Below are 22,581 nucleotides of genomic sequence, written 5' to 3'. Positions count from 1 at the left end.
TGAGGACCACACGTGCCTGAAATCACCATGCCCCGCCTCTCCGACACCATGGAGGACGGCGTAATCATCGCGTGGCACAAGAAGATCGGTGACCGAGTCGAGCGCGGCGAAGTGCTCGCCGAGATCGAAACCGACAAGGCCATCATGGAGCTCGAGGCCTACGACGCGGGCATCCTCGAGCACATGCTCGCCGGCGAGGGGGACCGGGTGCCGATCGGTGTGCCGATCGCGGTCATCGGCGACGGCAGTGGCACGTCCGCGGCGCCGCAAGCGGTCTCGCCGACCGCGCCGCAACCCGAACCCGAACCCGTTGCCGCGCCAAAGCATTCCGCCCCGGCCGTGCGGTCCGACCGGCCCAAGGCGTCACCGCTGGCCCGCAAGGTGGCCGACGCCAACGGCGTCGACCTGGCCACCGTGAACGGCAGCGGCCCCGGCGGCCGGATCATCCGCAAGGACGTCGACGCCGCCGCCAGACGCGACGAAACGCCCGTTACCCCAAGCCTTCCGGCGAACCCTGACGCAGATGAGGTGCCGCTGACCACACTGCAGCGCGTCGCCGCCAAACGCCTGACCGAGAGCAAACAGAACGCCCCGCACTTCTATCTGACCGCAGCCGTCGACGTCACCGACCTGCTGGGCTTCCGTAAGACCGTCAACGACAGCCTGCAGGCCGGCGGTGGCCCCAAGGTCAGTGTCAACGACTTCATCGTCCGTGCCGGCGCGTCAGCGCTTCGCGGCAATCCCGGCGTCAACGTGTCATTCGGCGGCGACACTCTGCTGCGGCATCGCGGGGTACACATCGGAGTCGCGGTCGCCGTCGACGCGGGCCTGGTGGTTCCGGTCGTGCGCGACGCCGACCGTAAGACCGTGTCGCAGATCGCCACCGAGACCAAGGAGATGGCCGGGCGAGCCCGCATCGGGAAGCTGCGGGCTGACGAGATGTCCGGCGGCACCTTCACCATCTCGAACCTCGGGATGTACGGCATCGAGCAGTTCGCCGCGGTGATCAACCCGCCGGAGGCCGCGATCCTCGCGGTGGGGGCAGCGGCCGACGAACTGCGCCTGATCGACGGCGAGGTGGCGGCTCGCAAGATTCTGCGGCTGACGCTGTCGGCTGATCACCGCGCAATCGACGGCGCCACCGGGGCGATCTTCCTGCGTGACCTGACGGCACTCCTGGAGAACCCGCTGCGCATCGTGACCTGACGCCCACCTGCGAGCAGCTCCGATGAGTTCTTGCGCCTCGGGCAGTCTGTACCGGTGACCGTTTGATCACCGTGAAGGAGACACCATCGTGGCTACCCGTGAGCGTGCGCCGCTGGGCGCACCCATCTGGATCGACCTGACCACCTCCGACGTCGAGCGCGCGCAGCAGTTCTACGGGGCGGTGTTCGGCTGGACCTTCGAAACCGCAGGTCCCGAGTACGGCGGCTATGTGAACGCGGCCGTCGGTGGCCGGCCGGTCGCCGGCCTCATGCGCAACGACCCGCAGTGGAACGCGCCGGACGCGTGGACCACCTACCTGCACACCGCCGACGCCGATGCCACTGTCGCCGCGGCTGTAGCGGCCGGCGGCCAGAGTTGTGTCGCGACGATGGATATCCCGGACAAGGGACGGATGGCGTTGCTCAGCGACCCAGGCTGTGGGTTCTTCGGGCTGTGGCAACCGGCGGGCCACGACGGCTACGAGGCCGCCGACGAAGCGGGCGCGCCCGCCTACTTCCAGTTGACCACCCGCGACTACGCCGGCTCGCTGGACTTCTACCGCACGGTGTTCGGCTGGAACATCGACACGGTGTCGGACACCGACGAATTCCGCTACAGCACAGCCTCGTTCAACGGTGTTCCGGCACTCGGGGTGATGGATGGCAGCGCGTTCCTGCCTGAGGGGGTGCCGGCGACGTGGACGGTGTTCTTCGGTTCCGACGACGTGGACAAGACGATTGAATTGATCGTGGAGAACGGCGGTTCCGTCGTGCGGCCGGCCGAGGACACTCCCTACGGCCGGCTCGCCGCGGTGACGGACCCGACCGGTGCGGCGTTCAATCTGACGTCTCTGCCGGGCTGAGCGCGAAGTCGGCGAAGTCGAAGCCCGGCACCACTACGCAACTGACCAGGGCCGGTTCGTCATCGAGCGGCCGCGCCCGCTGCCAGTGGCCCGGCGGCACCAGCAACTGGGGATGCTGCCGGGCCGTGATGTCGGGGCCGAGCACGTGGGTGGCCGCGTCGCCCTGTTCGGCGCCGATTTCCAGCGCAAGCGGGCTGCCGCGGTGATGGAACCACAGCTCGGCACTGCGCACCGTATGCCAGGCCGATTGCTGCCCGGGCATGAGCAGGAACAGGATCGCGGTACCCGCGCTGCGCGGGCCGGTATAGCCCGGGGGCAGCGCGGCTTCACTCACGGTCAGGTCGCTGCGCCAGGTTTCGCGGTACCAACCGCCCTCTGGGTGCGGCGAGAGATCGAGCGTGCGGGCCCAGTCCGGTAGCGACGTCACACCCGATAGTCTCGTCGCTATGGTGCGTCTGCGTCCAGGTTGGCTGGTGGCTCTGTGCGCCGCCGTCCTGGTGGTGGTCGCGTGGCTGCCCTGGTTGACCACGAGCGCCAACGGCGGTGGACGGGCCAACGCGATCGGCGGAGCGGTCGGCAGCATCGTGTTGCACCGGGGCTTCGGCGCGGGACAGCTGATCGTGTTGCTCGGCTCGATGCTGATCGTGGCGGGCGCGATGGCCGGGCGTGGTCTCTCCGAGCGGATGGCATCGGCTGCGGCGCTGCTGGTTTCGTTGCTGCTGATCGGGCTGACGGTGTGGTACTACACCCTCAACGTCAAGCCGCCGGTCGCGGCGGGTTATGGCCTCTACGTCGGAGGGGGACTGGCTGTGGGCGCCGCGGTGTGTTCGGTGTGGGCGTTGCTGTCGACGTTGGGGCGGTCATGAGCGAATTCGTCAAACCCGTGGAACTGGCCGGGCAGCAGTGGGTGCGGCTGGAACCGCTCACCCGCGCGCACATCCCCGAGATCGACGCCGCCGCGGCCGACGGTGAGCTGGGCTCCCTTTGGTACACCATGACCCCGGCCCCCGGTGGGGCCGAGCAGTGGGTCGAGCGCATGCTCGAATTACGCGCCGCCGACCACGGGGTGAGCTTCGTCATCCGCACCCTCGACGGCAAACTCGTGGGTTCCTCGAGCTATCTGCATGTAGACGGGCCCAACCGTAGGCTCGAGATCGGCCACACCTGGTACGTGCGGGATGTCCGGCGCACCGGCGTCAATGCCGAGACGAAACTGCTGATGCTCGGCCACGCCTTTGACGAGTTGAACTGCGTGGCAGTGGAATTCCGCACCCACTTCTTCAACTTCGCCAGCCGGGCCGCGATCGAGCGGTTGGGCGCCAAGCTGGACGGCGTACTGCGCAGCCACCAGATCGCGGCCGACGGCTCGCGGCGCGACACCGTGGTGTATTCGATCCTCGACACCGAGTGGCCCGCGGCGCGCAACAACCTGAAGTTCCGGCTCGCTCAGCGCGCGGGCTGACCGACCCCGATAGCCCCCACCCGCAACGGTTCTCCGCAGTGGTCGCACGTCAACATGGTGGTGAACCCGGCGCCGCAGCTGGTGTGGGTCAACAACACTGCGGGGCCTTCGGGTACGGTGTACCAACGCTGCGCCCAGTCCAGTGCGGTGAGCAGGATCGGCAGTACCGCCCGGCCCTTCTCGGTGAGTCGGTAGCGCCCGTCGCCGGTTTCCAGCACGCCGTAGGCGGTGAGGATCTGCAGCCGATCGGTCAGTGATCCCGGTGGCGGGCCGAGCAGCTCTTGGTATGTGCTGAACCGGCTGGTGCCGACGAAGCTCGCGACCAGGATGGCGAACGACCATCGGTTGCCCAGGATGCTCATCGTCTGCGGGAACAGGTCGGGCTGACCCGGGGCCCGGTCGGTGTGGGTGCGCCTGCGGGTGGTTTCGACGGGGATGGACCGCCGCCAGGATCCGCTCGGACCCCATTGCACGGTAAGGGTTTTCTCGTTCGCCGGCGCCCCGCAGTCGCGGCAGGTGAGCACGGGAGAACACGCGGCGCCGCAGCCGTGGTGATACATGGCAGGCAGCGTTTCGGTGTGCTCGGGCACCCATCGGCGTTCCCACTCCCAGATGGACACCAGCACCGGCCACAGCGACCAGCCGCGCGTGGTCAGCCGGTACTCGAACCGTGACGGGTTCTGCTGGTATTCGTGGCGTTCCAGCAGGCCCTCACGTGTCATCGTGGCCAGTCGGCGCGTGAGCACCGAGTTGGAGATCGGCAGCCGCGCCATGAACTCGGTGTAGCGGGTGGCTCCGAGCAGCGCCTGCTGTGCGACCAGCAGAGTCCATTCGTCACCGAGGAGGCCGAGCATGCGGCCGACGGCATTGGGCTGCACCTAGATCCGCCACCGGCGCAGCTCGCTACCCGATGCCCAGGTGCTGTGGGTGCCGCTGGAAACCCGTTCCGGGAGAGCAAGTTTGCACAGCGGCCCGTCGGCCACCCGGGCCGCGTCGAACACCAGGCAGTAGGACGCGTCGGCGTTCATGTCGGTGGTGATGGTCACCAGGTAGCCGTCATCTTCACCGGCCCCGCCCGGGCGTGGGGCCATCGCCGTCTCGCTGCCGTACACGCCGTCCTCGAAGGCGAACCGCTCCTCGGATCCGGTGTGCAGGTCGTGACGGACGAGCCCGTCGAACAGGAACCAGCCCGGCTTGCCGGTGGCCGCGTAGGTGTAGCGGTAGTCGCGTCCGGCGTATTCGGGGTTGATCATGCCGAATTCGGTGAGGCTGTCGGACAATTGCTCTTCGCGGGTGGTGCCGGTGACCATGTTGAACCGCCACCGGTGCAAGCGGGTCTGCATACCGTCGAGGGACAGGTACCGGAAGAACCGCTGCCAGCGCGGGCTCATCCCATGGTCGATCCCGTCGTCGGTGGGCTCGGGCGAGCCTTGGAAGAACCCGTCGAGCACGATGTCGTCGCCGTCCTCGAAGGCGTTGGTGAAGTGCAGGACGTAGGTGGGATCAGCCTCGAACCACCTGATCTGGCCGGGCTGACCGCGGCGCGGGAGGATGGCGAACCGTGACGGTAGGTCCCGGTGCAGACGCGGGACGTGAGCGTTGAGCTTGAGCAGTTCGGCGTCCCAGAACAGCGGAAAGTCGTTGAGGATCACGTAGTTTTCGGTGAATGCCATATCGTGCGGCAGGCGTGGGCCGGGCAGTTCGACGTCGACGTAGTGCACCATGCGGTTGGTGTCGTCGACCACGCCGTAGTGCATGTACGGCGCCTGCTTGCCGTAGTTGAAGAACAGCAGTTCGCCGGTGCGGTCGTCGACCTTGGGATGCGCCGACACGCCGAGATCTCTCGGGAACCTGCCCGCCCAGTCCTCTTTCCCGAGCATGTCGCCCGTGCACGGGTCGATGCGGTATAGGTCCCCGCATTGGTAGAAGCTGCTCAGGGCGACGCCGCGGTGCACGGTGACATCGGTGCTCGACGCATCCTTCATCAAAGTGCGTGCGCCCCAGCCGTGGTCACGTTGCGCAAGGTTGACGGGTTCGGCGATGCCCGGCCACAGCGGTCCGCCTGCATCGTTCTCGGCAAGGAAGCCGTCGGTGCGGATGAACCTGTTGCGGTAGAACGCCTTTCCGTCGCGGAACCCGACGATGTGCAGCATGCCGTCACCGTCGAACGGGTGATACACCTTGAACGCGGGGTGTAGTGGATTCTCGGTGTTGCGCAGATAGACACCGTCGAGGTCGGCAGGGATCTCACCCTGGCCGACCGGCAGATCGTCGGCGTTCCACTCGGTGGTCTGCGGCCGCCACGGCCCGGTGCGGTACGGGTGGTCGTCGTCCTCGGGCAGGGTGGACAGATACTTGGCGACGACTTCCGGATGCACGGTCACGCGGCCGTACCCCCTGCCACGACGAAGCTGACCGTGGTAGCGGTGCTACCGCCGAAGTTCAACGTGCCGAACGTGTTTGCGCCCTCCACCTGATAACCGCCTGCCCTTCCGCTGACTTGTTTGGCTGCGTCCAGCAACATGCGGACCCCTGAAGCCCCGACCGGGTGACCGCCTCCGATCAAACCGCCGCTCGGGTTGATCGGCAATCGCCCACCGATTTCGATCTCCCCGTTCTCGATGGCCTTCCACGATTCGCCCGGCCCGGTGAGCCCGATGTGGTCGATGGCCAGATACTCACTGGGGGTGAAACAGTCGTGCACTTCGAATCCGTCGACGTCGTCGAGCGTGACGTGCGCCCGGTCGAATGCGTCCTGCACAGCGTTGCGGACGTGGGGCAGCAGGTAGGGGCTGCCGTCGGTGGATTCGCCTGCGCGGTCGAATTTCTGCTGCAATCCCAGACCCACGGTGCGATGGCCCCAGCCTGCGATGCGAGCAAGGGGGCGGGCACGGGGATGTTCACGCAGGAAGCTGTCGGTGCCGAGCACCACACCGGCTCCGCCGTCGGTCATCTGGCTGCAGTCGAAGCGCCGAATCCGGCCTTCCACAAGGGGATTGGTGCGTTCGTCGTCGGCAGTCAGGTCCGGGACCGTCCAATTGCGGGTCTGGGCATTCGGATTGGCCCGGGCGTTGCCGAAGTTCAGGGCGGCGATGGCATCCAGATGGGCGGTGAGCAGGCCGTAGCGGCGGTCGTACTCGTCGGCCACCCTGGAGAACATCGATGGCCACAGGTATGTCGCCTCGGTGCCCTCGTGGTCGGTCCAGGCGGCCGTGCCCAGGTGCCGCGCGGCCACCTCGCCGGGCACGGTCTTTTCCAGTTCCACCCCGATCACCAGCGCGCTCTCATAGGCCCCTGAACGCAGATCGGCCATGGCGGCCAGGGTGGCGACGCTGCCCGACGCGCAGGCCGCTTCATGGCGTGATGCCGGGGTGGCCCACAAGCCTTCGTGCACGGTGGCGGGCATCGCTCCGAGATGGGCTTGCCGAGCGAACAGCTCGCCGAACGCGTTCGCGACGTGCACGACGCCGATGTCAGCAGCCGTGATTTTCGCCGCGGCCAGGGTGTTGTCGACGACTTCGCAAGTCAGATCTGCGAAGTCGAGCTCCTCGCGCGAGAAATTGCGGGCAAAGTCACTCTGGTATCCGCCCAGAATCCAGACGTTTTCCATGGCGCGAGGCTACTACAACTAAGAGAGTGACTGGGCCGATTTGACCGGAGGTTGTTTGTCCAACCTCCGGTTAAATCGACTCAGTCGTCCCAGCCGTGACCGTGACCGTGGCCGCGCCAGCGTGGCCCGTCGTCCCATCGACCCCAGCCGGGAGTGTCGACGCACGCGTAGGCGTAGCCGAACGGCCCGCTCACACACACGTCCGGGCCGGCCGAAGCCGGTGCCGCACCTGCAACGGAGATGCCAACCGGCACCACCAGTGCGCCCAGCCCGATCACAGCGGCCCGCGTCAGTTTCGAAATCATTCCCCACCTCCGGGTTTGTATTGCCTGTACGAGCTCAAGACCCCCGTCTTTGAAGAACCTTAGTACACCTCAAGAAATTCCTCACCAGCGGGTTTGATGAAGAGCGCCAATGACTTTGCTCTCACAGGAACTTCACTGGTTATCGCGCTGTCAACGTTTGCATTGACGAATTCCCGACGCGCGTGGCGTGACAGAGGCGATCAGTTGTGTTGCTCGTCGTCGAACTTGATGTCGTCGAGCTCGCCGGCCTTGGCCTGAAGGCGCTCGCTGACAAAGGTGTCGGCTGCGACCAGCCGTTCGGCGTTCCAGCGGATATCTTCGGCGTACACGCGGGCCGCCGTGTGGCGGGCGGCCATGTTTGAGAGGTCGGCACGCCGGGTGTCGCGCACGGAGAGGTCGTCGTTGACCTTGAATCCGTCTGCTTCGGCCTCCGCGATTGCTTCGAGGACTTTTTGTTGAGCCGCGTGGATGTCGACCATGCCGTTCTCGGCGATGTCGGCCGCCTCCACGATGACGTCCGCATGGTTGCGGACCACCGCCGCATCAGCGGTGACCCGGTCCAGCGCGGCGTCCTTGGCTGCGCCCTCCCACTCGTCACCTGCCGGCGTCGCGACGTTGAGGCGGTGCTGGGCGAACAGCGTGTCCGACTCGCTGGCAGACGTGCGCCACCGGTTTGCTGCCGCCTCTAGATGAGACGTGTCCCAGTTCTCGATCTGTGAACGGGACGGGAGAACCGGTTCCGGAGAAGCGGCCGGGCTCATACCGTCCTGGCAATCGAACCGGCACCTTCATCGTCGGCGTCGGTGTAGCGGATCGCTGCTGTCCGCATTGCTGTGTGGTGGGTGCTCATGCGCGCCGACTGGCGGATCCGGACCGATGCGACGGCCGCGCCGAACTGGGACACCCCTGCATGGCTGGGCTGGCCGCCGAGACGTGGGCCGCCCTCCGCGCTCGCGGCAAGTCTGTCCGCAATTTCTGCACTGCTTGCCGCACTCGCATGCAAACCCGCACCGTCGACTATAAGACCTGCCATTTAGTGCCCCTCGCCACACACAACAGATAGGCGGACGCTACCACTGCCGGAAATGGCTGATCGGTGGGGCGGGTAATTCTGGTAGCCGTGTCATCCAAAGAGGTCTGCGTTACGCCTGGTAGCCCGGATGTGAAGCGGGTGTCCCGGCACCGGGAATCGTTCTCCCGCGGTCCGCGTGTCGGTGCACGCGGGCAGGATGAAGCTATCCACAGGCGCTATCCACACTGGGGATGAATTACACGCGTGTGATTCGGATGCGGCGGTGGTGCTAGCGCGCCTTGCGCCACGTGATCGCGTAGCGCCAGAGTGGAAGTCGCCGGCACTGCATGCCGGGCAGGGTCTCGGCGGCGATCTGCCTGACCTCGTCGTAGGTGTGGGGGAACCGCATCACCACCGGGGCTCCGCCCGGGGCGGTCAGATCGGCCAGACGTGCCAGGCTGCTCGCGAGGTCGGGAAGGTGGTGGGCGATCGATGACCTCGGCGTCGGTATCGATCCCGGTGACTTCGGGAATCTCTGTGCGCAGGCGTGCGGCCAGCAGCCCGTCCCCGGTGCCTACGTCGAGCGCGGTTTGGGTTCCGGGTGGGACTGCTGACAACACGTCGTCGTAGTACTGCGTGTTGTGATTCCATCGATCGTGGCGGTCACGCACCCGTTCACGTGCCCTTCACGTTGAGGACTTGGCGCAGTTGGTGTTCCACCTCCACGAGGTCGGCGGCGTCGGCCATCACCTGGTCGATGTCCTTGTAGGCATCGGGGATCTCGTCGACCCATTCGGCGCCATGGCGGTATTCGATGCCCTGCATCCGCGCGGCGAGATCGTCCGCGGTGAAGCGGCGACGTGCCTCGGTGCGGGAGAACCTGCGGCCGGCGCCGTGCGGCGCCGAGCACAGTCCTGCGGCATTTCCCTTGCCGCGCACGATGTATGAGCGGGTCCCCATCGAGCCCGGGATCACCGCCCGCACACCTTCGTGAGCGTCGACGGCACCCTTGCGGGTCAGCCACACATCGCGCCCGCCATGCTGTTCCTTCTGCGTGTAGTTGTGGTGGCAATTCACTCGATCCACCTCGATGTCCGCGGCATCCTCGGCGTCGGCGCCCATCCACGTCGCGAGCACCGTGCGGAACCGGTCCATCATCTCGGCGCGATTCTCCAGCGCGAACCGCTGCGCCCAATGCAATTCCCTGATGTAGCAGGAGAATTCGGGCGTCGACTGCGGCAGGTAGGCAAGATCGGGGTTCGGTAGCTCGATCCACCAGCTCTTGCACAGTCTCTGCGCAATCTTGATGTGCTTCTGCGCGATCTTGTTGCCGACACCGCGCGAACCCGAATGCAGGAACATCCACACGCGCTGCTGCTCGTCCAGGCAGAGCTCGATGAAATGGTTACCGCCGCCGAGTGATCCGAGCTGCTCACGCCACTTCGGCGAGTGCGACAGGTCGACGTTCTCGGCATGGGCGCTCGCTTCGAGGTCGGCCAGCCGATCGCGGGTGAATTCGAAGCGGTCGATGTTGGCGTTGTAGTTGCCCGGAGACAACGGAATGGCTTGCTCGATCGCCTCACGGAGCTCAGCGAGGTTGCGTCCCGCCAAATCGGATTCGGCGTAAACGGTGCGGGCCGCGATCATGCCGCACCCGATGTCGACGCCGACCGCGGCCGGGATGACGGCGTCGATTGTCGGGATGACGGTGCCGACGGCCGAACCCTTGCCGCTGTGAGCATCGGGCATCAGCGCGACGTGTGGATGCACAAACGGCATCGCCGCAGTCTCTTTCGCCTGCTCGATGGTGTTGTCATCGATGTGCGAGGCGAAGTTGAGCAGCTTGAGGCCGTCGATCTGGTGCATGGCATCGATTGTCCCGTACCTGTCGACTGAAATTCGCTCCTCATGTCCGGCGAAAGACCCACGCGCGGCTGGATCCTGACGTCAAGACGTCGCTGACCCGCCCCCGGGCGTGTCGCGAATCTCGAAGCACACACCGACCAGAAAATGCGCTACCACTGGTGGTATCAAAAAATCTGATACCACCGGCGATAGCGGGTTTCTAGGTCACATACCCAAAGGTTTTCAGGTGCCAGTGTGACAGCTGTGGTTGAAGCTACTCACGCTCGGCGCAGAGTGCCCCCGGCAGGATTCGAACCTGCGACACCGGCTTTAGGAGAGCCGTGCTCTATCCCCTGAGCTACGGGGGCCGGGACCTACCGAGGCAGGCGCGAACCAGAGGAACGCCTCATGCTAGTCGGCCGGCCCTGGATCAGTGGAATCGGGGGACTCTGACCCAGGGCCGGCACGTGACCAGCAGTCGTCACCTCGTGCAGAACGGGGGTGTGCACGCAGGCGCAGGTGCCCGCTGGGCCGGCGCCTGCCGGGGTTCCGGAGCGGGGCGCGGAGGCGGCGGTGGCGGCGCCTCGTGAACAGGCGGTGCCTCATATACCGGCGGTGCCTGGTGTACCGGCGGTGCCTGTTGGACGGGCGGGGCCTCGTGTACCGGGGGCGCCTGCCAGACAGGCCGCTGTGGAGCGGGGGCTTCCTCCACTGGCGCCTGCTGAACCGGCTTCTGCTCGGCCGGTACTTCGGGAACAGGTGCCTGGCGAATGGGCTTCTGCCGGACCGGCGCCTCGGGAGCCGGCGCCTCGGGAGCCGGAGTCGGCGCCTGCCACTGCGGAACCGGCGCATCATGCTGCACGGGTGGTTCCGGTGCTGCCTGCTGCTGTCGTGGCTCCTGCGGGACGGGCGCTACCGGGTGTGCCGGACCTTCCGGTACAGGTGCCGCTGACGGCGGGGCCTGCGGAACGGGAATCGCTTGGTTGTCGGGTACCGGACCTGCGGGTGGGCTTGCAGGTTTCGGCTCGGCCGGCGGTATGACAGCAGGGATCTGCGCGTCAGGGTTCGGCGAGCCGGCCTTCGGTGGGATGGCCGCCAGACCGGGGTCGGCTCCTGGTGCCACGTTGGCCGGTGTCGGCTTTCCTTGCGATTTGACCGTCGGCGGCGTGAAGGCGGGTACCGGCGCAAGCTTGGGTGCGGTGAACCCGGGCGCCACCTTCGACGGCGGTGCTGTCGGAGCCGGGGCAGTCAATGCCGGTGGCGCGAAGAATGATTGGTGATCAGCAGCGGGCGTGGCGAGTATTTTCTCCGCCGTCGACGGGGGCAGCGACGTGACCGAGGTGTTGATCCGCGGGCTTAGTTCTTTGGTGAAGTCGCGGGCCGATTTGTTCGCCAGGTCCTTCATCAGCGTCCCGGACGTGGTCGTCACCTTGTCATTGGAGATGAACTGTGTCAGTGAGGCATTCAGGTTGACGACAGGTGCGGACGCGTGGATGTTGACGTTGGTGACGGAGTTGACGGCATTGATCACGGGGGCGGTCGGCGCCCAGTCGCGGTTACGCGGATTGTGCCAGTCCCGGTTCATGTTCCAGTTCTGGTACAGATACGGGTTGAATCCGTGTTCCTGGTCCCACTGAGTGCGGTGGTACACGGGGTCGTCGTGGCGGAACCGCCATTGGTAGTACTGCGCGTACGGGTGGTGACGGTTGTACCAGTCCACATCGCGCGGGTCACCGGGGTGGCCGCGGTGTTGGCCCCACTCGTTGCAGCCGTCGCGGTCCCAGCCGTCGCGGTCGTACCCGCCCCAGTTGTAGCCGGCCCAGTTGTATCCCCAGCGGTCATACCCCCAGCGGTCGTAGCCCCAGCGGTCGTATCCCCACCGGTCGAAGCCGAGGAAGTCGTAGCCGTACTGGTTGTAACCGCCGAGGTTGTAGTTGTACCAATCAGTGGGGTCGTAACCGTAGAGCGGTCCCCACGACTGGTCGTAGTAACCCAGGTCCTGAAGGTTCGGGGTGAGCGGAGGGGCGTAAGGCTGTGGCCAGTCGGCCGCGGGGGCGTCCGGGACGCCGAGCGGCGGCGGGCCGTAGTCGTCGGGCGCGACGGTGCCTGCCTGATCGGTGATCGGATAGCCCCAGGTGGGCGCGGACGCGCCGGTCAACGCGACATCGGCTGACTGCGGCAGGCTGCCCGGATCGGCGGCGGCCTGAGGTGCCCCAGGTGGTGCAGGGAGCGGGGGCAGTTGTTGTGCCGAGTCGGGCGTGTACTGCAGAAGTTGTTGCGTCAGTTGCAAATAGAGGTTTTGCAAGTTGGTCCGCTGCGGTGATGGCGACAGATAGTCCAAGTCCTGCTTGGCCTGATTGAGATACGTGCGGGCCTGGGTCAGCTGATCGGGTGTGGGCTGCTGTCCGCTGCCGAGAATGTCCTGGGCGTTCTTGAGATCGTTCACGACGGCGGTGAGAGCAACGTCTTGCGCGTGCGCGGGAAAAATCGTCTTCTCGACACCCCACAACGTTCCACCGGGTGACGTCTCGTAGCTCGCGCCCAGCAGGCCTGCGACGAGCAGCACGGACACCCCGCCGGCCACGGCGGTTTTGCCCCTCCGCGAGCGGGGGACCAGTCTGCGCCACCGCGGTGTCGGCTCGGCCGGTGGCAGGACATCCTCCCGCAGTGGCAGGGGACTGAGAGTCGACATGTCGACCTCCTCAACTACGGCCAACTGGCCGCATCGCGTCGCTCCCGACCGCGCGATTTCCTATTTTGAAATGGCTGTTGATTTGCGGCGGGGACATGGGGGCCGCTGCAAGTACTAAGCGCAACTAAAATTCTACGACGAGCGGCTCCCTGCGCCAGTTCCGGGGGAACATTCTCATAGATCCACAGCCCGCACATAGGGACGCACAGGAAGTTGTTCGACGTGCGCCGATGTGATCAGACTCGCAACATTTTCGATTGCCGAAAGCGGCTTGCCGCTTCGTGTTCGCGGAACGCGCTCCGGCTGTCGCGGCCGTTGTGAGGCCGAATGGCCACCACCGGCGGGGACCAAATCCTCCAGCCGTCGCGGGTACCGGTTGCCTAACGTCAGGCAGGGGACCGAGCGAGGAGGACCTGCCATGTCCAAACGCATTCCACATCGCGGAGTGGTCGTCGGGGTAGATGGGTCCTCGTCGGCGGTGGCCGCAGTGCGCTGGGCCGCGCATGAGGCCGTGATGCGCAATGTTCCGCTGACCGTGGTCCACGTCGAGGCCGCTTTGCCGGTTACCGCATCGGTGTTGGCATGGCCTGCCGGGAGAATCCCGGAAGAGGTGCTGGAAATCGAGGAGAACGAGACTCGCGCCATCGTGGTGGACGCCGTGAAGACGGCGGAGTCCTGCTCCGGCGGCGAGCGGCTCAAGGTCAGCAGCGAGCACTATTTCGGATCGCCGATCGCCGCCTTGACCGACCTCTCCAAGGACTCCGAAATGATTGTGGTGGCATGCCGCGGTCGCACGGGACGGCATCGTCGCCTCCTCGGTTCGGTGAGTGCGGGGGTGCTCCATCACGCGCACTGCCCTGTCGCCCTGATCCACGATGAGTTTCAACCGGCACGCTCTGAGCGGTTGCCGGTGCTGGTGGGCGTTGATGACTCCTGGGCGTCCCAGGCGGCGCTACTCATCGCGTTCGAGGAAGCCTCGTTGCGAGGTGTGGATCTAGTGGCCCTGCACGTCTGGAGCGACGCCGACATGTCGTCGATCCCAAGTCTGGAATGGTCGGCCCTGCGGCGAGTTGCGGAGAAGAATTTGGCAGAGAGCTTGGCGGGCTACCAGGAACGCTATCCCGACGTCAACGTCGACCGTCTGGTCGAGTACGACAATCCCGCACTTCATCTGGTTGAGCTGGCCGAGCGGGCGCAGTTGGTCGTCGTAGGTAGCCACGGCCGTGGAGGGTTCGTCGGCATGGTCCTCGGCTCGGTGAGTGCCACAGTGGCACAAGAGGTTTGTATTCCGGTGATCGTTGCTCGCAAATGAGAACGGCAGTCGGACTCATGACTGGATCAGCCCTCAGCTGCGATTCGTCCGCCCGTTGTCGGCGAGGTCCTCGAGTTCGCGGTCCCAGCCGGCGTAGCGGCGCCGGTTGACCCGGCTGTGCACCACGACGAGCACCGCGGCGCCGGCTCCGGCGACTGCCAGCCATGACACGACCGCGATACTTGCCGCGTCGATCGCCGCGTCGCGGTCGGTCGGGGGAGCGACGGTCCGATTACCTGCGCCGTCGACCCAAACGGACTTGTGGTCGCCGGGTGTCAACCTCACCGGTGTTCGGACGGTGTCGGTGTGGTGCTTGCCTGCGAACTGCCACTGGACCGGCGTCGCGAAGCCTTCTTGATAACGCATCTTGCTCGGCGAACTGGCGTCCGTGGTCACCGCGTCGACGCGGTGGGTGGCGAGCCGTTGAGCGGCGTACTCATGCACGCGAGTGTCATAGGCCGTCGTGCCGAGCGCCCCGGCGATGGGCATGGCGAGGAGTACCAAGACCAGTACAAGAAAGCCGACGGCGGCCTCGATTCGATCGCTCGTGCGAACCAGCGGGCCGTGGGTCGCGAGCCGGCGGATCCAGGTTCCGGCGTTGAGCGTGAAGGTCTCCATGATCCCTCCTCGTATACCCAGTCGGCAGCCACCCGACACAATCCACAGTGCGCCGATCCCGGCCCGGACAACAGAGTCGAAAGTCCCAGCTTCCGGGACGGCGGCCATCGCGACGCCTGGTTCCCACTGTGCCAGAGCGATTCTGCGGCAGGCGATCTCGTTAGCTGTGACATGCCTGGTTGGGCGCAATTCGGCGTGGGCCGCGACGGCTGTGGTTAGTGTGGGGACACTGGGCGTCGGTTCGGATGCCCAGCCAGATGGGTTGAGTGGCAAACGGGCAACGGCGATGACAGATGAGATCCTGACCGATACGCAGATCGCCGAGCTGACGGCGGCGCAGCGGCGTGAGCTGATTCAACGCCTCGAACGTCCGCTCGAGGAGCTCAAACCGCGCGGATTGCCTGCGAGGCTCAAGCAAGCGCATCTGGGCCTGATGACCGGCGGCGCGATCTTCATGATCCCGTGGATCGTCTATCTGTCGGTGACATTGCCCCAGAACTACACCGTGCGGGATTGGCCGTTGACGTGGGTGGGATTCGACAGCGTGCTGGTTTTCTTCATGGCGGCGACCGCGATCCTGACCTGGATGCACCGTCAAGTGCTGGTGTTTCCGGCCTTCACGACAGGCGTCCTGCTGTTGTGCGACGCATGGTTCGACGTCACGACGGCGGGCCCCGGCGACATGTTCGCGTCGGTGTTGACAGCGGTGCTCGGCGGTGCGCTGGCCGTCGTGCTCATCGCCGGGTCAGTGAGTTTGGTGCGGGTGAATGCCCGGCGGTTGTGGATGCTCGACCACGGGCAGCCGCTCTGGCGGCTCCCGCTGTTCTCCTGAGGGGTGTATAGACGTGTCCGTGACTGCTCCGTACGCGTCTGGATCGTGAATGTCCGATAGGTCGAAGCCCGCAACCGCGGGACTGCGCCGGCAGTTGGGCGTGTTCGATGCGGTGGTCATCGGGCTGGGCTCGATGATCGGGGCGGGGATCTTCGTTGCCTTGGCCCCCGCTGCACGGGCGGCTGGGGCAGCATTGTTGGTCGGGCTCGCGCTGGCCGCAGTGGTCGCATACTGCAACGCCACATCGTCGGCACGCTTGGCCGCGCTGTATCCGGCCTCAGGAGGCACCTACGTCTACGGGCGGCGGCGGCTAGGTCCGTTCTGGGGTTACCTGGCCGGCTGGGGATTTGTCGTCGGCAAGACCGCATCGTGCGCTGCGATGGCGTTGACGGTGGGGTTCTATGCCTGGCCCGCACACGCGCACGCGGTGGCGGTCGCCGCCGTGGTGGCGTTGACCGCGGTGAACTACGTGGGTGTGCAGAAGTCGGCGTGGCTGACCCGGGTGATCGTCGCCGTGGTCTTGGCGGTATTGGCCGCGGTGGTGGTAACCGCGTTCGGTAGCAAGGACTTCGAGGTGTCGGGGTGGGTGCCCTCGGCCGGATCGCCCGCCGGCATCCTGCAGGCTGCGGGGCTCTTGTTCTTCGCGTTTGCCGGCTACGCGCGCATCGCGACATTGGGCGAGGAGGTGCGTGACCCGGCCCGCACCATCCCGCGGGCCATCCCGATCGCGTTGGCGATCACGCTGGTGGTCTACGCACTGGTCGCGGTTGCCGCGCTGGGTGTGCTCGGCCCGCATCGGCTGGCGCAGTCCGCCGCGCCGCTGGCCGAGATCGTGCAGACCGCCGGTGCCGGGTGGTTGACGCCGGTGGTGCGGGTCGGGGCGGTGGTGGCGGCGGTGGGGTCGCTGCTCGCGCTAATCCTGGGCGTGTCGCGCACGACGTTGGCGATGGCCCGCGACCGTCATCTGCCCGCCGCGCTGGCCGCCGTGCATCCGCGGTTCGAGGTACCGCACCGGGCTGAGTTGGCCGTCGGCGTGGTGGTCGCCGTCCTCGCCGCCACGGTCGACATCCGCGGTGCGATCGGATTTTCGTCGTTCGCGGTGCTGGTCTATTACGCCGTGGCCAACGCCTCGGCGTGGACGCTTACGCGGGCCGAGGGGCGGCCGCCGCGGCTCATACCCGTCGTCGGCCTGATCGGCTGCGTCGTGGTCGCGTTCGCCTTACCGTTGGTGTCGGTGCTGGCCGGGCTCGCGGTGCTGGCCGTCGGCGCATCGGTCTACGGTGTCCGCCTGCGACTCACCTCAGCTCAGCGATGACCTTCGCGAACTGTTCGGCGTGGGCTGCCTGCACGATGAAGTAGCTGACTCCATAGGTTTCGCGGAGGTCCCGCAGCCGGTCGGCGATCGCGGTGATCGACCCCGACAGCACGCCGGGATGGCGTAGCAGCTGCTCGTCGGTGAGGTCGGGAAGGAAGCGGCGGGGCATGCTCAGATCGGGTAGTTCGGATCCGGCCGCGGGCATCGCGGTGATGGCGATGTTGAGTTCGAGGTCGTCGAAGCGGGGCCCAGCTGCGTTGCGCACGAAGTCGATTCGTTCCTTGAGCGCTCCGTCGACGTGTGAGCCGCCCGTGAGGCCGACGATGTCGGCGGTCTCGGCGGCCACCGTCAGCAGCCGGTCACCGTTGCCTGCGATCAGGATCGGCACGTCGGGCACATGCTCGGTGACATAGGTCGTCATGTGCCGCAGGTAGTCGACCCGTTCTCGCGCAGTGGGGAACGGCAACTCGGCGGCCTCGAACTCCTCGCGCACGTAACCGGCCCCGAGTCCGGCGTCGAACCGTCCTCCGGACAGGTCACGCAGCGCCTCGATGTCGCGGGCCAGCAGGGCCGGCTTGTAGAAGCACGCGTTGAACACGAAGGTCCCCACCCGCAGAGTGCTGGTCGCGTTGGCAGCGGTCATCAGGGCGGGGAACGGGGCTGGTGCGCCGAGGTGGTCGGGTACGTGAAGGATGTCGAAGCCCTGATCCTCGGCGCGGCGGGCGGAATCGGCGACCTGGCTGTGAGTCTTGGCGGTACGCAGGCTGACGCCGAAGCGGAAGTTGCGGGTCACTCGCCCGAGGGTAACCGCCAATTGCGCGCTGCGGCGGCAAGGCCGTCGATGAGTGCGGCCGTCACCGGTGAGATCCCGTCGTGGGCCGGCAGTGGACTGCGCGGGCTCAGGCCACGCACCCGCGGCGGCAGTTCAAGTTGCACGCCCCGCACCCGATTCACCGGATTGTCGGGATGCAGGCCCCGCAGTTCGCGAGGGATTGCCGCCAAGTCGGTGATCACCTGGTAGCCGGGGATGACGATGTGGCTTGCCACGTGCCGGGCGAGAACGCGGTCGGAGCCGCCGGCGAGCATCTGGGTGCTGCGCCCGATCCGGCCGTAGCCGTGCAGTGAGACCACTGCGTCGACATGTTCGAGAAAGGATGTGAGACAAGCAGATTCGTTCGGGAGATAGCGAACCGAGGGCAGGTGGTGCGGATAGCCGTCAGGGTGGCGCACCACATACACCGACGCTGCCGCCGCGGCTGCGGCCCGCTCGGCGATCACGTCGGTCATCTGCTCCAGCCCGCCGCCGTGGATGGCCAGAAACCCGAAGCGGGACCGCAGCTCACTGTGCTCGTCGACCCCGGGAGTCTCCAGCAGTGCCGAAAGCGACTGCGGTTCAGGGATATTCGTCAACGAGGCAGGCTGCGGCCAGCCCGCCGGATCCCAGCGCCGCAGGAACTTGACCCAGTGCTTGGGAAGTTCGTGATGGATGGCGCCGGCGATGATGCGCTCGAGATATCCGGGACGCGGCGGTCCGGGATTGACGCGGTGGTCGATGTACACCCACGCCGACGTGGGGCCGTCGACGGTGTGCACCGTGAGCCGGTCTCGCCGGTAGCGCACCGGCACTCCCTCGGCGCTGTCCAACACGGCCAGATCGCGGTCGGTCACCCGCCACAGCACGCCGTGCACCTCGGACCCGTCGAACGGTTCCACTGTGGCGACCCCGCGTTCGTTGATCAGCCAGTCGTGCCCGTCGAGGCGGGCCGGGCGCGGGTCGATCGCGCCCGGGCAGCGGGTGGCCATCTGTGACACGCACAGATTGGAGCCGTAGGCGAAGTACAGGTGCCGCATTCAGCCTGTGACGGTCAGATAAATCAGAACCACGTTCAGCACGGTAATGGTTGCCGCGACCGCCCAGCCCAGCATGGTGGTCACTCGGTGGTTGGTGTCGTCGCCCATCAGCGCTTTGTCGCTGGTGAAGCGGATCAGCGGGATCAGTGCGAACGGTATGCCGAACGACAGGACCACCTGCGAGAGCACCAGCGCACGGCTGGGGTCGACGCCGATGGCCAGCACGGCCAGCGCGGGGATGAGAGTGATCAACCGTCGCAGCAGTAACGGATAGTGGCGTCGCAGCAGGCCCTGCATGATCATCGCGCCGGCATACGCCCCGACTGAGGTGGAGGCGAGCCCGGAGGCGAGCAGTCCGATCGCGAACAGCAGCGCTACCGTCGGGCCCAGGGCGTCCTGCACGGCGGCGTGGGCGCCCTCGATCGAATCGGTGTCGTTGCGTCCCTGCAGGTTGGTCGCGGCGACCAGCAGCATGGCGAGGTTCACCGCGCCGGCCACCATCATGGCGAGCCCGACGTCGAATCGGGTCATGCGCAGCAGCAGACGTCGGCGTTCACCGGCCTCGGGGTGGCCGTGGCGGTCGCGGGCCAATCCGGAGTGCAGATAGACGGCGTGCGGCATGACCGTCGCGCCCAGCATGGCGGTGGCCAGCAGAAGACTCTCGACACCGTGGAAGCGCGGGATCAGGCCGTCTGCGACCGCGCCCGGCGGCGGTGTCTCGACGAACAGGCTGGTCAAGAATCCGATGGCGATCACCAGCAGCATGCCGGTGATGACCCGCTCGAACATGCCCTGACCGCGCCGGTCCTGTACCGCCAGCAGCAGCAGCGATACGCCGCCGGTGACCGCCCCGCCGATCAGCAGCGGCAACTTGAACAACAGTTGCAGGGCGATCGCGCCACCCACCACCTCGGCGATATCGGTTGCGACGGCGACGAGTTCGGCTTGGAGCCAGTACGCGATGCGCCCGCGGTTCTGCGTGTGGTCGGCGACGGTCTCGGGCAGCGAGCGGCCCGTGACCAGCCCGAGCTTGGCCGACAGGTACTGCACCAGGCCTGCCATGACATTTGCCAGAACGATCACCCACACCAGCAGGTAGCCGAACTGCGAGCCCGCGCTGATGTTGGCAGCGACATTCCCCGGGTCGACGTAGGCGATCGCAGCGACGAACGCAGGTCCAAGCAGCAACCAACTCGACCGCTTACGTGCCGTGATGTCCTGCAGCAACTGACCCCAGCTTCCAATCCGGTATCTCGAATAGGAAAGTTAGGTTAACCGAAACTTTCGCGTTTAAACCAGTGGATCGCTGTGGTTGTTGTCACGTCACCAGACGATGGAGAAGCCGCCCAGGCCGAGGCCCCAGCCCCACCCCGGCGAGAAGTTCGTCGCAGGCGGCGTCGTGACGATCTGGGTGCTGCCGTTGGTCTGGCACTGCGTGGTGGTCGGAGTGGTGTTGATGCATTTGGGAACGGCTCCGGCCGGCGCCGCAGTCAGTATCGCCACGCCAACGCCTGCGGCTGTCAGAAGTGCTCCGAGATACCGCGCACACCCACTCATGACCTGCTCCGATCGGTGAGTCAAGCGTACGCCGAGGGACCCCTCGGGAGACTCACAGAAAGTGAAACACGTCGTGCCAGGGAAACATGCCCGGCGGCGGTTCACCCGACGGCGTAGAGCCCTCTGCCCGTCACCAGCGGCAGATCCAGCGTCGTGCGGATGCCCGGCGCCGCCGCGACCACCGCCGGGATCGCATTCACGACGCGGGCGGCCGTGGCCACCAGACCGGCATGGTTGTGGTCGCCGTTGGGGCTACTCAGACACAGGTCGAGGGCGTACGACGGCTCACCGGTCAGCTCGATGCGGTACGACCCGCCCTCTTGGGCGGGTTGTGGCCAGCTCGGGCACAGATCGTCGCGTAGCCGCGTGACGTGTTCGAGCACCACGGCGGCGCGGCCGTCGACCATGCCGCGCACCTCGAAGCGCATCGCGGCCGTCGTGCCTTTCGGGATGTGGCCCGAGGCGATGTCGAAATCCTCGGGTGCGGGTTCGCGGACATGGGTCTCGGTCACCTCGTCGAGTTCGATTCCCAGCCCGGCGGCCAGCTGGCGCACCACCGAGCCCCACGCGAGGCTGAGCACACCGGGCTGCAGCAGCATCGGTGTCTCGTCCAGCGGTTTGCCGAAGCCCATCACGTCGAACATCACGGTCGCGCTGTCGTACGTGGCGTAGTCGACGATTTCCATGCAGCGGATCTGCTCGATGCGTTGGCAGGTCCCGGCAAGGGCAAGTGGCAGAAGATCATTGGCGAAGCCCGGGTCGATGCCATTGATGAAGAGGGATGAACGACCCTCTTGGGCGGCTTGCTCGATGGGCTCGACGAGCTCGGCGGGCAGCACCTGCCACGGGTATTGCAGGAACACCGCCGAGCTCCCGACGACATTGACCCCGGCAGCCAGGATGCGCCGGTAATCCTCGAGTGCCTCGGGCAGACGGTTGTCGGCCATCGCGGTGTACACGGCACATTCAGGCTTGGTGGCCAGTACCTCGTCGAGATCGGTCGTGGCGACGACGCCTGTCGAAACATCCAGCCCGGCAAGCTCTCCGGCGTCTTTGCCGGCCTTGCTCGGCGAGGACACCCAGACCGCGGTGAGTTCGTAAGCCGGATTGGTGATCAACTGGGTCAGGGCGTGACGGCCGACGTTGCCGGTGCCGATTGCTGCGACGCGAATGCTCACGGATGCTCCTTACAGGTCGGGGATGGGCAGATCGAGGTTCGGATAGGTGATGCCGCCGTCGACCTCGAGGACCTTGCCGGTCAGGTAGCTGCCCGCGGGCGACGCCAAATACAGTGCGGCGGCGGCGATGTCCTCGGGATCGCCGAGCCTGCGCATGGGTGTCACCTTCTCCATCGGCTCGCGCAGCGCATCGTTGCTCGCGACGATGTCCAGGGCCGAGGTGAGGATCGAACCGGGCGCGATGGCGTTGACCCGGATGCGCGGGCACAGGTCGAGCGCCGCCAGTCGGGTGTAGTGCGCCAGTGCCGCCTTGGCGGTGCCGTACGCGACGAACCCGCGGCCGGCCAGCCGTCCCATGGTCGAGGTGATGTTGATGATGCTGCCGCCGCCCGAGTGTTCGAGCATCAGCGGCACCGCGGCCGCGGTGAGCGCATGCGCGGTCGAGACGTTGAATGTGAACGCGTCGCGCAGGGCCTCGGTGGAGGTGTTGATCAGCGGCGCCGGCATGGTGCCGCCGACGTTGTTGACGACGATGTCTAGTTTCCCGAACGCACTTTCCGCGGCGGCCGCGAGTTCGGCGGTGGCCTCCGGGTGGGAGAGGTCGGCGGCCACCACATGGGCCCTGCGGCCGACGCTCCGAATCTGCTCGGCCACGTCGTCGAGTTGGGACTGCGTGCGGGACGCGATGACCACGTCGGCACCGGCTTCGGCGAAGGCGACGGCGATGGCCGCACCCAGGCCGCGGCCCGCTCCCGTGACGATCGCAACCTTGTCGTCGAGTCGAAATCTGTCCAGAATCACGCTGCGCTCCTGTTCGTCTACGGCGTCACCGTAGCAGTGTCGAATGACCCGAAGGGCGGCTTTCTGTAACACGTTCTAATTGGTCCTTGAGTGGCGCGACCGGGCCCGCGCGCATCCGCTCGG

22 protein-coding genes, 1 tRNA gene and 1 pseudogene are annotated in these 22,581 nt (G+C 66.5%); 7 read left to right on the top strand and 17 right to left on the bottom strand.

Annotated features, from left to right (window positions below):
- The first annotated feature begins 12 nt into the window (after positions 1-12).
- Both A5784_RS14870 and A5784_RS14865 read left to right on the top strand, forming a co-directional pair.
- On the top strand, positions 13-1,206 hold the full coding sequence (locus A5784_RS14870) for a dihydrolipoamide acetyltransferase family protein (RefSeq protein WP_197514753.1): 1,194 nt from the start codon (positions 13-15) through the stop codon (positions 1,204-1,206).
- A gap of 88 nt (positions 1,207-1,294) precedes the next feature.
- Entirely contained in the window at positions 1,295-2,068 is a 774-nt protein-coding gene (locus A5784_RS14865; RefSeq protein ID WP_064945678.1) for a VOC family protein, read from the top strand.
- Here A5784_RS14865 and A5784_RS14860 read toward each other — a convergent pair.
- Complete coding sequence (locus A5784_RS14860; protein ID WP_064945677.1) at positions 2,043-2,495, bottom strand: cupin domain-containing protein; 453 nt, start codon at positions 2,493-2,495, stop codon at positions 2,043-2,045. The genes A5784_RS14865 and A5784_RS14860 overlap by 26 nt on opposite strands.
- Positions 2,496-2,514: 19 nt before the next feature.
- Here A5784_RS14860 and A5784_RS14855 point away from each other — a divergent pair, with 19 nt between their 5' ends.
- Positions 2,515-2,934, top strand: a complete 420-nt coding sequence (locus A5784_RS14855) for a hypothetical protein (protein ID WP_064945676.1) — start codon at positions 2,515-2,517, stop codon at positions 2,932-2,934.
- Positions 2,931-3,530 carry a GNAT family N-acetyltransferase gene (locus A5784_RS14850; protein WP_064945675.1) on the top strand — a complete coding sequence of 200 codons (600 nt, stop codon included), beginning with the start codon at positions 2,931-2,933 and terminating at the stop codon, positions 3,528-3,530. The genes A5784_RS14855 and A5784_RS14850 overlap by 4 nt, the downstream gene beginning before the upstream one ends.
- Here A5784_RS14850 and A5784_RS14845 read toward each other — a convergent pair.
- The 9 genes and pseudogenes from A5784_RS14845 to A5784_RS14810 form a co-directional block, all read right to left on the bottom strand.
- Positions 3,515-4,384: a winged helix-turn-helix transcriptional regulator gene (locus A5784_RS14845; protein ID WP_082944859.1), complete on the bottom strand. Its 870-nt coding sequence runs from the start codon at positions 4,382-4,384 to the stop codon at positions 3,515-3,517. The two genes, A5784_RS14850 and A5784_RS14845, sit on opposite strands and share 16 nt — an antisense overlap.
- A 24-nt stretch (positions 4,385-4,408) precedes the next feature.
- On the bottom strand, positions 4,409-5,908 hold the full coding sequence (locus A5784_RS14840) for a carotenoid oxygenase family protein (RefSeq protein WP_064945698.1): 1,500 nt from the start codon (positions 5,906-5,908) through the stop codon (positions 4,409-4,411).
- Between the two features lie 2 nt (positions 5,909-5,910).
- Complete coding sequence (locus A5784_RS14835) at positions 5,911-7,140, bottom strand: acetyl-CoA acetyltransferase (RefSeq protein ID WP_064945673.1); 1,230 nt, start codon at positions 7,138-7,140, stop codon at positions 5,911-5,913.
- An 80-nt stretch (positions 7,141-7,220) separates the two neighbouring features.
- Positions 7,221-7,445, bottom strand: coding sequence for a hypothetical protein (locus tag A5784_RS14830; RefSeq protein WP_064945672.1), 225 nt, complete (start codon positions 7,443-7,445; stop codon positions 7,221-7,223).
- 200 nt (positions 7,446-7,645) lie between these two features.
- The gene (locus A5784_RS14825) at positions 7,646-8,206 is read right to left on the bottom strand and encodes a hypothetical protein (RefSeq protein WP_064945671.1); all 561 of its coding nucleotides are present in this window, start codon (positions 8,204-8,206) and stop codon (positions 7,646-7,648) included.
- A 540-nt stretch (positions 8,207-8,746) separates the two neighbouring features.
- Positions 8,747-9,128: pseudogene (locus A5784_RS39950) on the bottom strand (class I SAM-dependent methyltransferase).
- A 4-nt stretch (positions 9,129-9,132) separates the two neighbouring features.
- Positions 9,133-10,323: an RtcB family protein gene (locus tag A5784_RS14820; protein WP_064945670.1), complete on the bottom strand. Its 1,191-nt coding sequence runs from the start codon at positions 10,321-10,323 to the stop codon at positions 9,133-9,135.
- A gap of 274 nt (positions 10,324-10,597) precedes the next feature.
- Positions 10,598-10,670 (bottom strand) — tRNA-Arg (locus tag A5784_RS14815).
- A gap of 113 nt (positions 10,671-10,783) precedes the next feature.
- Entirely contained in the window at positions 10,784-12,994 is a 2,211-nt protein-coding gene (locus A5784_RS14810; protein WP_156750574.1) for a hypothetical protein, read from the bottom strand.
- A gap of 418 nt (positions 12,995-13,412) precedes the next feature.
- Between A5784_RS14810 and A5784_RS14805 the strand changes: the two genes are divergently transcribed.
- On the top strand, positions 13,413-14,306 hold the full coding sequence (locus tag A5784_RS14805; protein ID WP_082944856.1) for a universal stress protein: 894 nt from the start codon (positions 13,413-13,415) through the stop codon (positions 14,304-14,306).
- 33 nt (positions 14,307-14,339) lie between these two features.
- Here the strand turns inward: A5784_RS14805 and A5784_RS14800 are convergent, their stop codons facing one another.
- Positions 14,340-14,924 (bottom strand): Rv1733c family protein, encoded by a 585-nt coding sequence (locus A5784_RS14800; protein WP_064945669.1) that lies wholly within the window; start codon positions 14,922-14,924, stop codon positions 14,340-14,342.
- A 286-nt stretch (positions 14,925-15,210) separates the two neighbouring features.
- Between A5784_RS14800 and A5784_RS14795 the strand changes: the two genes are divergently transcribed.
- Positions 15,211-15,756: a hypothetical protein gene (locus tag A5784_RS14795; RefSeq protein WP_064945668.1), complete on the top strand. Its 546-nt coding sequence runs from the start codon at positions 15,211-15,213 to the stop codon at positions 15,754-15,756.
- 49 nt (positions 15,757-15,805) lie between these two features.
- A complete protein-coding gene (locus A5784_RS14790; protein ID WP_064945667.1) occupies positions 15,806-17,071 on the top strand; it encodes an APC family permease in 1,266 nt (421 codons plus the stop codon).
- On the opposite strand, the gene A5784_RS14785 is transcribed toward A5784_RS14790, so the two are convergent.
- The 6 genes from A5784_RS14785 to A5784_RS14760 form a co-directional block, all read right to left on the bottom strand.
- Positions 17,052-17,864 carry an LLM class F420-dependent oxidoreductase gene (locus A5784_RS14785; protein WP_064945666.1) on the bottom strand — a complete coding sequence of 271 codons (813 nt, stop codon included), beginning with the start codon at positions 17,862-17,864 and terminating at the stop codon, positions 17,052-17,054. The two genes, A5784_RS14790 and A5784_RS14785, sit on opposite strands and share 20 nt — an antisense overlap.
- On the bottom strand, positions 17,861-18,922 hold the full coding sequence (locus tag A5784_RS14780) for a poly-gamma-glutamate hydrolase family protein (protein ID WP_064945665.1): 1,062 nt from the start codon (positions 18,920-18,922) through the stop codon (positions 17,861-17,863). The genes A5784_RS14785 and A5784_RS14780 overlap by 4 nt, the downstream gene beginning before the upstream one ends.
- Complete coding sequence (locus A5784_RS14775; RefSeq protein ID WP_064945664.1) at positions 18,923-20,149, bottom strand: Nramp family divalent metal transporter; 1,227 nt, start codon at positions 20,147-20,149, stop codon at positions 18,923-18,925. It lies immediately after the preceding gene.
- A gap of 96 nt (positions 20,150-20,245) precedes the next feature.
- Positions 20,246-20,425: a hypothetical protein gene (locus tag A5784_RS14770; RefSeq protein WP_353651910.1), complete on the bottom strand. Its 180-nt coding sequence runs from the start codon at positions 20,423-20,425 to the stop codon at positions 20,246-20,248.
- Positions 20,426-20,580: 155 nt separating this feature from the next.
- Positions 20,581-21,657, bottom strand: a complete 1,077-nt coding sequence (locus A5784_RS14765) for an NAD(P)H-dependent amine dehydrogenase family protein (RefSeq protein WP_064945662.1) — start codon at positions 21,655-21,657, stop codon at positions 20,581-20,583.
- A 9-nt stretch (positions 21,658-21,666) separates the two neighbouring features.
- Entirely contained in the window at positions 21,667-22,458 is a 792-nt protein-coding gene (locus A5784_RS14760) for an SDR family oxidoreductase (RefSeq protein WP_064945661.1), read from the bottom strand.
- Positions 22,459-22,581: the final 123 nt, after the last annotated feature.

Origin of the sequence: Mycobacterium sp. 852013-50091_SCH5140682 (assembly GCF_001665685.1) — a bacterium.
Classification (GTDB): domain Bacteria; phylum Actinomycetota; class Actinomycetes; order Mycobacteriales; family Mycobacteriaceae; genus Mycobacterium.
The sequence above is the reverse complement of the archived record's forward strand: the minus strand, read 5'-3'. Positions and strand labels throughout refer to the sequence as shown.

Excerpts from the sequence above, each read along its gene's own strand:
- A5784_RS14855 (WP_064945676.1), top strand. The coding sequence starts at position 2,515 with ATGGTGCGTCTGCGTCCAGGTTGGCTGGTGGCTCTGTGCGCCGCCGTC.
- A5784_RS14850 (WP_064945675.1), top strand. The coding sequence starts at position 2,931 with ATGAGCGAATTCGTCAAACCCGTGGAACTGGCCGGGCAGCAGTGGGTG.
- A5784_RS14845 (WP_082944859.1), bottom strand. The coding sequence starts at position 4,384 with ATGCTCGGCCTCCTCGGTGACGAATGGACTCTGCTGGTCGCACAGCAG.
- A5784_RS14835 (WP_064945673.1), bottom strand. The coding sequence starts at position 7,140 with ATGGAAAACGTCTGGATTCTGGGCGGATACCAGAGTGACTTTGCCCGC.
- A5784_RS14830 (WP_064945672.1), bottom strand. The coding sequence starts at position 7,445 with ATGATTTCGAAACTGACGCGGGCCGCTGTGATCGGGCTGGGCGCACTG.
- A5784_RS14825 (WP_064945671.1), bottom strand. The coding sequence starts at position 8,206 with ATGAGCCCGGCCGCTTCTCCGGAACCGGTTCTCCCGTCCCGTTCACAG.
- A5784_RS14820 (WP_064945670.1), bottom strand. The coding sequence starts at position 10,323 with ATGCACCAGATCGACGGCCTCAAGCTGCTCAACTTCGCCTCGCACATC.
- A5784_RS14810 (WP_156750574.1), bottom strand. The coding sequence starts at position 12,994 with ATGTCGACTCTCAGTCCCCTGCCACTGCGGGAGGATGTCCTGCCACCG.
- A5784_RS14805 (WP_082944856.1), top strand. The coding sequence starts at position 13,413 with ATGTCCAAACGCATTCCACATCGCGGAGTGGTCGTCGGGGTAGATGGG.
- A5784_RS14800 (WP_064945669.1), bottom strand. The coding sequence starts at position 14,924 with ATGGAGACCTTCACGCTCAACGCCGGAACCTGGATCCGCCGGCTCGCG.
- A5784_RS14795 (WP_064945668.1), top strand. The coding sequence starts at position 15,211 with ATGACAGATGAGATCCTGACCGATACGCAGATCGCCGAGCTGACGGCG.
- A5784_RS14790 (WP_064945667.1), top strand. The coding sequence starts at position 15,806 with ATGTCCGATAGGTCGAAGCCCGCAACCGCGGGACTGCGCCGGCAGTTG.
- A5784_RS14780 (WP_064945665.1), bottom strand. The coding sequence starts at position 18,922 with ATGCGGCACCTGTACTTCGCCTACGGCTCCAATCTGTGCGTGTCACAG.